Origin of the sequence: Phenylobacterium sp., from assembly GCF_030680185.1 — a bacterium.
Lineage (GTDB): Bacteria > Pseudomonadota > Alphaproteobacteria > Caulobacterales > Caulobacteraceae > Phenylobacterium.
This window is the reverse complement of the sequence record NZ_JAUXVZ010000024.1, coordinates 19179-30464: the sequence shown is the minus strand read 5'-3', so window position 1 is coordinate 30464 and position 11286 is coordinate 19179. Positions and strand designations below refer to the sequence as shown.

The window sequence follows — 11286 nt, the reverse complement described above, 5'->3', positions numbered from 1 at the left end:
AGGGATGACGCGGAAGCGCCGACGGCCGGGCAAGCCGACCGCCGGCGCCCTCGCTTAGCGCACCCAAGGGGATCGGGGCGCGGGGGCGATCACGGTCAGCCGGCGGAGCCGCTCTTGGGCGTCGGGGGGGCACGATCAGGCATCATCGACATGCACTGCTCGCGCATGGCGTGGTCGCCCTTCATCATCGGACAGTTGCAGTCGCGCATGGGTGCGGCTTGGGCCGCGGGCGGCCGAGCGGCTGGCGCCATGCTGTAGTTTCCGCCCTTACCGTAAGGCTGGGCGGAGGCGGCGCTCGCGGTCGCGGCGAGACCGAGGGCCAGCGCCGCTGCGGTCAGAGGAATACGATAGGTCATGGGAACACTCCCGATTGGGATCGATCATCATGGCCGGACGGAGTCCGGCCGGGTTCTGGACACAAGGCGCCGCCGCAGGCGAGCAGCGCCGGGTTCAGGTGATCGGTCTGGGAGGTCGTTCGAGGCGTCCGGGGTCGTGGGGCGTCAAGGACGCCATCCGCCCGGGCGCGGGCGCGAAGTGATCAGCCCTAAGAAGGCTGATGGGCGGCGTGCTGGGGAGGGCCGCCGTCACGCCGCACATGGCGATGCAAGCGAGAAGGCAGCTCATCCCGTCATGCTTCGAGGGGGACGCGTCCTGGGCGGGATCGCAGCAAGGGTCGACCTCGCCGTCGGCGTGATCCATCCCCGGCATGTCGGCCATCGGCATGCTCATCATCGCGTCGCCATGTCCCTGGCACGTCGCCTGGGCCGCCGTGGCGGACACCGGGCTGGCAAGGAGGCCGATCACGGCCAGAAGGGCGAGCAGGAAGCGCATCGCTCGTGAGCCTAGCGCTACAGCGACTGTTGTCACTTGGTTTCGCGATGCTGTGTCCTGCGGGGGCGCCATGGGATTCACATCGCCGCCGGCGGCGCGAGCGTGCCGAACCAGGCCACGAGCGCGACGATCCCGAGGGCGGCGGCGGTCTCCAGCGCGATACTGCGGCGGAGATCCGCAAGCGCCGCGCCTTGCCGCGATGGTTCGTCCAAGGCCAGAGCCAGTGCGGGCGTCAGCCGGAAGCGGTTTGCGGCCGCCAGGCCGAGCATGCCCACGAACAGGAGGATTTTGAGGCTCAAGAGCCGCCCATAAGGGGTGGTCCAGAGGCCGTCGATCCGGTCCACCCCGACCAAAAACCAGCTGTTGGCGAGTCCGGTCGCTACTAGGACCGCCACCAGCAGCGTGCCGATCCTCGAAAAGCCGTGCAGCGCCCGGTGCAGGGCGACCACCCCTGCCGGCGTGGGGCTGCGGGTGCGCAGGATCAGCGCGAAGGCCACGAGCGCGCCGATCCAGACGGCCCCTGCCCAGCTGTGAAGGATGTCGGAGACAAGGTGGAGGACGCCGCCTGGGCCCTCCGTCGCCGCGCCATGACCCATCCAGGCGAAGGTCGCGGTCGCGACAGTTCCGAGCGCGGCCGCGACGATCCAGCTGGCTTGCGTTGGCCTCAGCATCACGGCGAAGATCGTGGCCAAGAGGGCGACGCCCGCCCTAAGGACGCCCGCCTTGCCGAGGTCCATGCTCGTCACCACGGCGCCGAGCGCCTCGGGTTTGAGTCCCTCCGCTATCGATCCGGCCAGCACGCTGGCCTGGGCGACGATCCAGAGCAGCGTCGCGAGCGCCAGTACCGCACCTGCGCCCGCCAGCAGCCTGCGGGTCCAGGGCGCCTCCGCGGCCGAGCCGGGACCCGTCGAGGGGAGAGCATAGATGAAGAAGAGCGATGATCCCATGAGGGCCATCGCTCCCGCATACTGCATCAGCCTGAGGATGATGACCGCAGGCTCGAGCACGTCAGCCGACCTTGAAGGCCACTTCGCCGTTCATCTTGTGGCCGTCGGCCGAGGCCGCGGACCAGACGATGTTGTAGGCGCCCTTCGTCAGCGCGCTCTGGGGCGTACCGGTAATGCTCTTGCCGTCCTTGGAGACGGTCGTCTTCACCGGCACCTTCATGCCGCCGTGTTCCGGCATGGTGAGCTCGAACTTGGAGAAGGCCGGCACAAGCTTTTCGTTGAAGGTCAGGGTGATGACCTTCGGCGCGACCGCGACGGCAGCGTTGGCCGCTGGATTGGAACTCACGAGATGGGCATGCGCCCAAGCCGGGCTGGAAACGATGAGGGCGGTCGCTCCCGCAAGGGCGGCAAGTCCGAAAAGGGGGGTCTTCATGGGGGTCTCCCGACAAGGTGTCTGTGAACGTCTACGCATCTCGGCACGCCGACCCCTCAAACTAGCTGCCGCGCCTGTACTGGGCTTGAACGAGGGTTCTCCACTTGAAAGGCGAGGCGCTTCCTCTCGTCGAAGAGCGACTCGTTCGGTCCTGGCCAGCGGTGTGGCCGTGAAGCGCGCATATTGCGTGCGCAGGACAAGTCAGGGCTGGGCGTCTCACGCTATAAGGGGTAGGGGGGTATCCTATGGCCCATACGACGAACAACAAAGAGCAGCTCTTGGCCCGAGTCCGGCGCATCGCCGGCCAGGTCGCCGCGATCGAGAGGGCCATCGCTGACGAGGCGGGCTGTTCGACGATCCTGCATCAGGCTGCCGGCGTGCGCGGGGCGGTCAACGGGCTGATGGACGAGCTGATCGAGGACCATGTCCGCGAACACGTGGCCCGGCCCGACCTAACGGATGCGGATCGAGCCTCCGGCGCCGAAGAACTGATCGCAGTCGTGCGCCGATACGCAAAATAGGAAGGGCCGCCTTGAATCTGTCAGCCTCGGACGAGGCCTCGTCCCACGACCACGTCTTCCTCGGCGAACGGCACGATGAAAATGCCCGACGCACGCTGTGGGTCGTGGCCCTGACCGCCGTGATGATGGTTGGCGAGATCATCGCCGGCAGTGTCTTCAATTCGATGGCTCTGCTCGCCGACGGCTTCCACATGGCGACCCACGCCGGCGCTCTGGCGGTTGCAGCGGCGGCTTACGCCTACGCTCGCCGACACGCGCGAAACCGACGCTTCAGCTTTGGTACAGGCAAGGTCGGTGATTTGGCCGGCTTCGCCTCTGCGCTTGTGCTCGCCATGATCGCACTCGCGATCGGTGTCGAATCCGTCGTTCGCCTTCTCAACCCGCAGCCCGTCAGCTTCGGCGAGGCCACGCTCGTGGCCGTTGTGGGCCTCGCCGTGAACGTCGCGAGCGCATTTCTCCTCTCAGGGGGCCACGATCATCATCATGGCCACGCTCATGTTCACGAGCAGCCGCACCAGGGTGCTCACCACAGCCACCACGCTCCTGACCGGGCGCACGCACACCAGGACAACAATCTTCGCTCCGCTTTCGTGCATGTCCTTGCGGACGCGCTGACCTCGGTACTGGCGATCGCGGCGTTGGTGGCCGGGCGCTATTTGGGCTGGGTTTGGCTCGACCCTGTGATGGGCATCGTTGGCGCAGCCGTGATCTCCGTCTGGGCCTGGAACCTGATGCGCGACACGACCGCCGTGCTGCTCGACACTTCCGATCCTCACCTGGAGGCCGAAGTGCGTCAGGAGGTTGAAGAGCTCGGGGACGCCAAAATCACGGATCTGCACGTCTGGCGGATCGGTCCCGGCGCCCATGCGGCTATTGTCAGCTTCACTGGCGGCGCCTCAGCCGCCGACGTGCGCCAACGTCTGCGCGTGGTGCATGAACTGGCGCACGTTACGGTCGAGCCCCGGTGAGTCGACAGCTCGACGGTGTGTGAGAGGGGGCCTCACGCTTGCGTCCGAGCTGCGCGCCCAATTAATCTTAGCGGTCGCCACCAGCCACCGGCGCCTCCAGCGAGGGCCGTGGCCGCAGACGCCGCAGCGCGTAAACACCGGCCAGGCCCAGGCCGGACCCTAGGTGGAGCAGGCCCGCCAGCTGCCAGGGGCTAACGCCGCCGCCGAGCAGCGCCTTGGCCAGGGGCGTGCTGGCGCCAAAGAGAGCTGCCGAGCCGATAGCGAGCGGGGCGCCAGGCCAGGCGAGGTAGGGTCGGATCGACATCATCGCCTCATAGTACCGCGGGCGCTGGATCGGCGGGCCTCGCCCCGCTGAGCGCGGTGTTGCCCGCTATGTCGAAGATCTTCTGGCCGAGCCCAACGGCCCACGATTGGCCGAAGCTTTCCTCAGCATCCGCCGGCGCAGCGTCCGCAAAGGGCTGACTGAGCTCGCGCGAGCCATCGCAGCGAACGATCAGGCCCAGGCGCCGGACGATGACCGCCAGGCTGAGTTGGCGCGACGCCCTTCTTATGGCGCCCTTGTGGCGCCCAGCGTCTTCGTCGGGATGATCGCCGCGGCCTTCGGCCTGTTCCCGGACGCCCTGAGGGACGCAACGATCTGGAGCGTCACGACGGCGTCGGTTACGTCGATCGGAGCGTACTTCCTGCTCAAGCGCATCAAACCCCGTCGTCCTCGTTCCGAGGGCGCGCCTCAGAGCGCTTCGAACGCCGGCGTGCATCGGCGATGACCGCGCGACCGCGGTCCAGCGCGCCCTGTGCGCCACCGGGCGTTGAAGCGTCGTGTGCAGGCGCTTGGTCCAACGCCTCGATCACACGGCAGCCGCCGGGACTTCCATCACATCCCGTCGCGACCATCCGCCCCAGCACGGCGCGGAGCGACTCCAGTTGCTGGATCTTGCTGTCTACGGCGGCGAGCTGCTCTCGGGCGAGCGAGAAGGCGTCATCGCACGCGCGGTCCGGATGGTCTGAAAGATCGAGCAGAATTCGGATGGCATCGACGGGAAACCCGAGTTGGCGGGCGCGTTTGATGAAGCCCAATCGGCGAACCGAGGCCTCGTCGTAGATACGACGATCGCTTTCCGTGCGAGGCGCCGGCGGCAGCAGACCGATCTGCTCGTAAAATCGGATCGTGGGGACCTTGACGTCCGCCGCCTTGGCGAGCGCGCCGATCGAAATCGTCGCCATGGTGATCTCCAGGAGAGTTGCCGACGTTGGCCAAGTGATCCTCTAGTAACTAGAGGAAGAAAGATTCGACTTCACGCTAAAAATGGCTTGATCCTCTAGCTACTGGAGGAGGCAACATCGCCCGGCGTTGAGGCTCCGCTTGACTTGAAGCGGCGTCGCCAGCTGCGCGCCACCAAAGCGCGCAGCATCTTGAGGGCGAGCATGGACGGGCTGAAGGCATGGGGCAGGGGGTTTGCGCGTCTCGCGATCGCCTGCGCCGTGACCTTGCTTGTTCTCGCGCCAAGCGTCGACGCGGTCTTCTGCCCCGAAGGCGGGATGGCGCTGGCGAGTTCTTCAGCCGAGACCCCTCAGGTGATCAAGACGGCGGAGAGCGGCGATCATGGCAAAGCGGCGTCGGGCGACCTCGTCGGAGTCTGCATCTATGGCCACTGCCATCACGGCGCACCCGTCCTGCCGCCGATCACGGCCGACAGCGCGCCCTTGGACGCCGCGCCAACTGAGCGGCACGCGCTTCTGAACACGCCGGTGCCGGTCAAGCATCCTCATTTCGAACAGAATCGACCGCCTCGCGCCTGAGCCGCGCTGCGCCCAGCGGCGCGTCCGCCTCGTCAATCGTGAGAAGGTCCATGTTGTCACCCATTGCTGGAAATTCGCGCCGCATTCTGGCCCTTGGCCTCTCCCTGCAGGCGCTCTTTGCGGGCGGGGCGCTGGCCGAGCCCGCTCCGCCATTCCGCGAATTGCTCCGGCAAGCGCAGGCGACCGCGCCGCGACTGGCTGAGGCGCGGGCGGAAATCGCCCGCGCCGAAGGGCTCGCCCGCCAGGCGCGCGCCATCCCCAACCCCACCGTCGGCGTCGAGGTCGAGAACTTCTCTGCGAGCAACGGACTGCAAATCGCCGAAACGACCGCATCCGTCGAACAGACAATCGAACTCGGCGGCAAACGATCGGCCCGAATTTCAGCGGGCCGCGCCGACGTCGAGGCGGCGAGGCGCCGGGCTGCGCGCGTGCAAGCGGATTACGCCTTCGATCTGGCGGCCGCCTACGCGGAGGCAGAGGGCGCCGAGCGCCGGCTGCAGCTGGCCACGGAAGGGCTCGAGCTTGCGCAGGAGGACGCCCGTATCGCCACCGTGCTTGTCGAAGCAGGCCGCGAAGCCGATCTGCGGCGCGTCCAGGCGCAAGCGGCCGTGCAGGCGGCTCGAGCGGGTGTTGACGAGGCGAAGGCGGTGCGCGCGACGGCGTTCTCGAACCTCACCGCAATGGCGGGGGCGCCCGCGCCGATCACCTCCATCCCCGCCAGCCTCCTGGATGAAGCCGGTCGCGTCTTTCCGGCGCCTGAGCCCAGCCCGCTCACCAGCCCTTCCTACCTAGCGGCGGAAGCCGAGCGCGAAGCCGCGGCCCGGCGTGTGCGCGTGGAGGGCTCCCAGGCCGTGCCCGACGTGACGGTCTCCGTCGGCGTCCGGAGAATCCAGGGGGAGGACGCGACGGCCATGGTGGCGGGCGTCTCGATGCCGTTCCCGATCTTCGACCGCAACCGTGGGAACATCAGCGCGGCCCGGGCGGAACTGAGCGCCGCCGAGGCGCGGCTGAACGCAGCGCGCCTCGACGCCGAGGCCGCCGCACGCTCTGGCGTGGCGCGCGTGACGGCCGCCGAAACGCGGCTTGTCGCCGCGCGGGAAGGGGAGCGGACGGCCGAGGAAGCTTATCGCCTCACCCGGCTCGGCTACGAGGGCGGCAAACTGGCTCTCGTGGAACTTCTCAACGCCCGGCGCGCGCTCACCGAAGCCCGCACTCAGACCATCGAGGCCGCGACCGAGCGGCTGAGCGCGCAGGCTGCGCTCGCCCGCCTCGCCGGCGTCGCCCCCTTTGGAGACCAACCATGAAGCACGACCTCAATCGGAGCTCCAGGACTGCAGGCGGGAGCCGCAAAAGGCTCTATGGCGGCGTCGCGGCCGCTGTGGTCCTGGCCGCGGTCGGCGGCTTCGGCCTGGCCAAGCTGACGAGCGGCCCGCCAGCGGCTACGAGCGAGGCGGAGGAGGGCGAAAAGCCCGCCGGCGCCCCCGACGCAGTCGAAATGGACGCCCAGCGCATCGCCGCCAGCCGTCTTGTGGTGCAGCCGGTTTCGTCGACGGGCCTGGCGTCTGAGATCGTGGCCCAGGCGACCGTCGAGGCCGCGCCGGGGGCGCAGGCCGTGCTCACCGCGCGGGCGGCAGGCTCTGTCAGCCGCATCAACAAGCGCCTGGGCGACCCGGTCCGCGCCGGCGAGGTGCTGGCGCTGGTGGAAAGCCGAGAGGCCTCGCAGATCGCCGCCGCACGCAGCGTCGCCGCAGCCAAGGCCGACCTGGCGGCGAAGGCCCTGGCCCGCGAGCGCCGGCTTTACGACCAGCGCGTCAGCGCGCGGCAGGACCTGGAGGCGGCGCAGGCCGAATACGCCGCAGCTCAAGCCGAGGCGCGGAGCGCCACGGCCGCCGTCGGCGCGGCGGACGTCTCCCGCGATGGCCGCTATGTCATGGTGACCAGCCCCATCAGCGGGCGGATCACCTCGGCCCCGGCGAGCCTGGGCGCGTTCGTGCAGCCGGAGACCGAACTTTTCCGCGTGGCCGATCCCAGCCGCCTGCAGATCGAGGCGGCGGTGACCGCGGCCGACGCGCGCCGCATTCGGCCGGGCGATCCTGCGGTGCTCGAGTTGAATGACGGCGTGACCGCGAACGCCGTGGTGCGGTCGGTCACGCCAGGGGTCGACGAGACCACGCGCGCCGCCACGGTCGTGCTGACCTTGACGGGCGGCGAAGGGGTGCTGCAGCCGGGCCAAGCGGTGCGGGCGCGGATCACTGCGCGCCAGTCGCTTTCCCAAGGGATCGTCGTGCCAGAAGACGCCGTCCAGACCTGGGAGGGCCAGGACGTGGTCTTCGTGCGCACCAAGACGGGGTTTGTCGCCCGTCCGGTGCTTGTCGGCGCGCGCGCCGCCGGGCGGGTCGAAGTCACCTCCGGCTTGCGACCAGGCGAGAGCATCGTCGTCAAGAACGCCTTCCTGCTGAAAGCCGAGCTCGCCAAGGGCGAGGCGGAAGAAGACGAATAGGCCGGGGGAAAGAGCATGATCGCCCGCCTCATTTCCCTCTCGGTGAAGGGACGCTGGTACGTCCTCGCCCTGACTTTGGTCATCGCCGCGCTCGGCCTGTGGCAGCTCACGAAGCTGCCCATCGACGCCGTGCCCGACATCACCAACAAGCAGGTTCAGATCAACACGGTCGAGCCGGCGCTCTCGCCCGTCGAGATCGAGAAGCGGGTCACGTTCCCGATCGAGACCGCGCTTGCGGGCATCCCGGGCCTGGAGACCACACGCTCGCTCTCGCGCAACGGCTTCTCGCAGGTGACGGCGGTCTTCACCGACCGCACAGACCTCTATTTCGCCCGTCAGCAGGTCGCCGAGCGGCTGGCCCAGGCTACCGCCTCGCTTCCGGCCGGCGTCCAACCTCAGGTGGGGCCCGTGTCCACCGGCCTCGGCGAGATCTACATGTACTCGATCGAGTTCGCCCGGCCGGGCCGCGGGGCCCAGGTTCGCAACGGTGCGCCCGGCTGGCAAAGCGACGGGGCCTATCTCACGCCTGAAGGCGAGCGACTGGCCGATCCGATCGCGCAGGCCGCTTACCTGCGCACGGTCCAGGATTGGATCATCCGACCGCAGCTGCGCACGGTGAAGGGCGTCGCCGGCGTGGACTCCATCGGCGGCTATGAGAAGCAGTACCTGGTCGAGCCCGACCCGGCGAAGCTTGCGGCTTACGGCGTCTCCTACGCCGAGCTGGCGCAAGCCCTGGAGGCCGCCAACCTGTCCGTCGGCGCCAACTTCATCCAGCGCGCCGGGGAGGCCTACCTGGTGCGCGCCGATGCGCGCGTGCGGCGACTCGACGAGATCGCCGCGGCGGTGATCGCCACCCGCGGCGGCGTGCCGATCCACGTGAAGGATGTGGCCACCGTCCGGATCGGCGGGGAGCTGCGGACGGGGGCGGCCAGCAAGAATGGCCAGGAGGTCGTGGTCGGCACGGCCCTGATGTTGATCGGCGAAAACAGCCGAACCGTCGCCAAGGCCGTGGGCGAAAAGCTGGAGCAGGTGAAAACGTCGCTCCCGCCTGGCGTTGTGGTCCACACCCTGCTCGATCGCTCAGCGCTCGTGAACGCCACGATCGGCACGGTCGAGCGCAACCTGACGGAAGGGGCGCTGCTCGTGGCCGCGACACTCTTCCTGCTGCTCGGCAATGTCCGCGCGGCCCTGATCGCCGTGCTGGTGATCCCGTTCTCGTTCCTGATGATGGCCATCGGAATGAACGGACTGAAGGTGCCCGGCAACCTGATGAGCCTGGGCGCGCTCGACTTCGGCCTGATCGTCGACGGCGCGGTCATCATCATCGAGAACTGCCTGCTGCGGCTGGCCCAGAAGCAGCACCATGAAGGCCGCCTCCTGAACCTGCACGAACGTCTGGAGACGGTGCTGCACGCGACGCAGGAGATGATCCGGCCGACGGTCTACGGCCAAGCGATCATCTTCCTGGTGTTCGCGCCGCTCCTGACCTTCACGGGCGTCGAAGGCAAGACCTTCTACCCCATGGCCGTCACCATCATGCTCGCGCTGGCGGCCGCCTTCATCCTGTCCCTGACCTTCGTACCGGCCATGGTGGCCATCCTCATGCGCGGCAAGGTGGCGGAGAAGGAGGTCAAGGCGGTCGAGGTCGTGAAGACCCGCTATGAGCCGGTCCTGCGCCGGGCGCTGGCTCGGCCGTGGCCGTTCATCGGCGGCGGCCTGGCCGTGTTCGCTGTTGCGGCGGGACTCTTCACGACGCTCGGGCAGGAGTTCATCCCCACCCTCGACGAAAAGAACGTTCTCCTCGGCTCTCTTCGGATTCCGTCCACGGCGATGGAGCAGTCGCGCGAGATGCAGCTGGACGTCGAGCGCGCCGTCATCAGCCTGCCGGAAGTGGAGATGATGTTCTCCAAGACCGGCACGGCCGAGATGGCGTCCGATCCCATGCCGCCCAACCAAGGCGACGGCTTCGTGATCCTCAAGCCGCAGAAGGACTGGCCGAAGGGCGTCGATTCCAAAGAGGAGGTGGTCGAGCGCATCCTCGGCAAGGCCGAGCCTTTGCTCGGCAACAACTACGAGGTGACCCAGCCCATTCAGATGCGCTTCAACGAGCTGGTGGCCGGCGTCCGCGGCGACGTGGCGATCAAGCTCTACGGCGACGACCTGGAGAAGATGAGCGCCACCGCCGGCAAGATTGGCGCGGCGCTAGGCTCGATCCCGGGCGCCGCGGGCGTGCGGGTGGAACAGACCTCCGGCGCGCCGACCCTCGACGTTCGGTTCGACCGCGCCGCCATCGCCAGCTATGGCCTGACGGTCGAGGAGGTGGCGGACACCCTCGCCAGCGCGCTAGGCGGGCGCGAGGCTGGCAACGTCTTTGAAGGCGACCGGCGCTTCGACATCGTCGTGCGCGTGCCCACGGCCGAGCGCAACGACGTGGAGGCGTTGGGGGCCATGCCGGTCATGTTGCCCGGCGGGGAGGGTCAGGCACGGCAGTCGGTGCCGTTGCGCCAGCTGGTCGAGTTCCGCTTCACGGAAGGCCTCAATCAGATCAGCCGCGAGGACGGCAAACGGCGCGTCGTGATCCAGGTCAATGTGCGCGGCCGCGACGTCGGCTCGTTCGTGACCGATGCTCGCGAGAAGGTGGAGGCGATCCCGCTGCCGCCCGGCTCGTGGGTGGTGTGGGGCGGCCAGTACGAGAACCTGAAGACGGCGACGGCGCGGCTCTCCATCGTCGTGCCGCTCTGCTTCTTGGCGATCTTCATCATCCTGTTCATGGCGCTCGGCGGATTCTGGCCCGCGCTGGCGGTCTTCGCCGCCATTCCGCTCGGCCTCTCGGGCGGCGTGTTCGCCCTGGCGCTCACCGGAATCACCTTCTCAATCTCCGCAGCGGTCGGATTTATCGTCCTGGCCGGCGTCGCGGTCCTCAACGGCCTCGTCGTCATGACCAGCATCCGCCAGCGGATGGAGGAGGGCGCGAGCGTCGTCGACGCCATCTATGAAGGCGGCATGGAGCGGGTCCGGCCGGTGCTGATGACGGGTCTCGTGCCGGCGATCGGCTTCATCCCGATGGCCATCGCCCACGGGACGGGGGCCGAGGTGCAAAAGCCGCTGGCCATGGTCGTCATCGGCGGGTTGATCACGGCCACGGCCGTCACCCTCCTGGTTCTGCCGGCGATCGCGAAGCTGCTCTTGAGCTTTGGCGAGCGCCGCACGGCGGAAGTCACGGCGCCTCCCCCCAAACCGCTGGACGCCCCCGCCTAGGCCGCAAATCCGCAGAGGAGTCCACACA

12 protein-coding genes are annotated in these 11286 nt (G+C 68.4%); 6 read left to right on the top strand and 6 right to left on the bottom strand.

Annotation, left to right across the window (positions count from 1 at the left end; all coding sequences use genetic code 11):
- Positions 1 to 95 precede the first annotated feature (95 nt).
- The 4 genes from Q8L83_RS04460 to copC all read right to left on the bottom strand — a co-directional run bounded on the left by Q8L83_RS04460 (position 96) and on the right by copC (position 2211).
- Positions 96 to 356, bottom strand: coding sequence for a hypothetical protein (locus Q8L83_RS04460; protein WP_305284976.1), 261 nt, complete (start codon positions 354 to 356; stop codon positions 96 to 98).
- A gap of 94 nt (positions 357 to 450) precedes the next feature.
- Positions 451 to 831, bottom strand: a complete 381-nt coding sequence (locus Q8L83_RS04455) for a hypothetical protein (RefSeq protein WP_305284975.1) — start codon at positions 829 to 831, stop codon at positions 451 to 453.
- Between the two features lie 77 nt (positions 832 to 908).
- A complete protein-coding gene (gene copD / locus Q8L83_RS04450) occupies positions 909 to 1838 on the bottom strand; it encodes a copper homeostasis membrane protein CopD (RefSeq protein ID WP_305284973.1) in 930 nt (309 codons plus the stop codon).
- A gap of 1 nt (position 1839) precedes the next feature.
- Complete coding sequence (gene copC, locus Q8L83_RS04445; protein WP_305284972.1) at positions 1840 to 2211, bottom strand: copper homeostasis periplasmic binding protein CopC; 372 nt, start codon at positions 2209 to 2211, stop codon at positions 1840 to 1842.
- Positions 2212 to 2456: 245 nt separating this feature from the next.
- On the opposite strand from copC, the gene Q8L83_RS04440 reads away from it, so the two are divergent.
- Both Q8L83_RS04440 and dmeF read left to right on the top strand, forming a co-directional pair.
- Positions 2457 to 2732 (top strand): metal/formaldehyde-sensitive transcriptional repressor, encoded by a 276-nt coding sequence (locus Q8L83_RS04440; protein ID WP_066680703.1) that lies wholly within the window; start codon positions 2457 to 2459, stop codon positions 2730 to 2732.
- Between the two features lie 11 nt (positions 2733 to 2743).
- Entirely contained in the window at positions 2744 to 3700 is a 957-nt protein-coding gene (gene dmeF, locus Q8L83_RS04435) for a CDF family Co(II)/Ni(II) efflux transporter DmeF (RefSeq protein WP_305284971.1), read from the top strand.
- Positions 3701 to 3767: 67 nt separating this feature from the next.
- Here the strand turns inward: dmeF and Q8L83_RS04430 are convergent, their stop codons facing one another.
- Complete coding sequence (locus tag Q8L83_RS04430) at positions 3768 to 4004, bottom strand: hypothetical protein (RefSeq protein ID WP_305284970.1); 237 nt, start codon at positions 4002 to 4004, stop codon at positions 3768 to 3770.
- A gap of 392 nt (positions 4005 to 4396) precedes the next feature.
- Positions 4397 to 4924, bottom strand: a complete 528-nt coding sequence (locus Q8L83_RS04425) for a helix-turn-helix domain-containing protein (protein WP_305284969.1) — start codon at positions 4922 to 4924, stop codon at positions 4397 to 4399.
- A 201-nt stretch (positions 4925 to 5125) separates the two neighbouring features.
- On the opposite strand from Q8L83_RS04425, the gene Q8L83_RS04420 reads away from it, so the two are divergent.
- Genes Q8L83_RS04420 through Q8L83_RS04405 form a run of 4 tightly spaced genes read left to right on the top strand, consistent with a single transcriptional unit; the run spans position 5126 to position 11258 of the window.
- Positions 5126 to 5500, top strand: coding sequence for a hypothetical protein (locus tag Q8L83_RS04420; protein ID WP_305284968.1), 375 nt, complete (start codon positions 5126 to 5128; stop codon positions 5498 to 5500).
- 50 nt (positions 5501 to 5550) lie between these two features.
- Positions 5551 to 6804, top strand: a complete 1254-nt coding sequence (locus Q8L83_RS04415) for a TolC family protein (RefSeq protein ID WP_305284967.1) — start codon at positions 5551 to 5553, stop codon at positions 6802 to 6804.
- Complete coding sequence (locus tag Q8L83_RS04410) at positions 6801 to 8000, top strand: efflux RND transporter periplasmic adaptor subunit (RefSeq protein ID WP_305284966.1); 1200 nt, start codon at positions 6801 to 6803, stop codon at positions 7998 to 8000. Before Q8L83_RS04415 ends, Q8L83_RS04410 begins: the two co-directional genes overlap by 4 nt.
- Before the next feature lie 15 nt (positions 8001 to 8015).
- Positions 8016 to 11258: an efflux RND transporter permease subunit gene (locus Q8L83_RS04405; protein ID WP_305284965.1), complete on the top strand. Its 3243-nt coding sequence runs from the start codon at positions 8016 to 8018 to the stop codon at positions 11256 to 11258.
- The last annotated feature ends 28 nt before the right edge of the window (positions 11259 to 11286 follow it).

Bases quoted from the DNA above. Each gene is read 5' to 3' on its own strand.
- Q8L83_RS04410 (WP_305284966.1), top strand. From the start codon at position 6,801: ATGAAGCACGACCTCAATCGGAGCTCCAGGACTGCAGGCGGGAGCCGC.
- Q8L83_RS04425 (WP_305284969.1), bottom strand. From the start codon at position 4,924: ATGGCGACGATTTCGATCGGCGCGCTCGCCAAGGCGGCGGACGTCAAG.
- Q8L83_RS04455 (WP_305284975.1), bottom strand. From the start codon at position 831: ATGCGCTTCCTGCTCGCCCTTCTGGCCGTGATCGGCCTCCTTGCCAGC.
- Q8L83_RS04460 (WP_305284976.1), bottom strand. From the start codon at position 356: ATGACCTATCGTATTCCTCTGACCGCAGCGGCGCTGGCCCTCGGTCTC.
- Q8L83_RS04420 (WP_305284968.1), top strand. From the start codon at position 5,126: ATGGACGGGCTGAAGGCATGGGGCAGGGGGTTTGCGCGTCTCGCGATC.
- Q8L83_RS04405 (WP_305284965.1), top strand. From the start codon at position 8,016: ATGATCGCCCGCCTCATTTCCCTCTCGGTGAAGGGACGCTGGTACGTC.
- Q8L83_RS04430 (WP_305284970.1), bottom strand. From the start codon at position 4,004: ATGTCGATCCGACCCTACCTCGCCTGGCCTGGCGCCCCGCTCGCTATC.
- Q8L83_RS04440 (WP_066680703.1), top strand. From the start codon at position 2,457: ATGGCCCATACGACGAACAACAAAGAGCAGCTCTTGGCCCGAGTCCGG.
- copC (WP_305284972.1), bottom strand. From the start codon at position 2,211: ATGAAGACCCCCCTTTTCGGACTTGCCGCCCTTGCGGGAGCGACCGCC.
- Q8L83_RS04415 (WP_305284967.1), top strand. From the start codon at position 5,551: ATGTTGTCACCCATTGCTGGAAATTCGCGCCGCATTCTGGCCCTTGGC.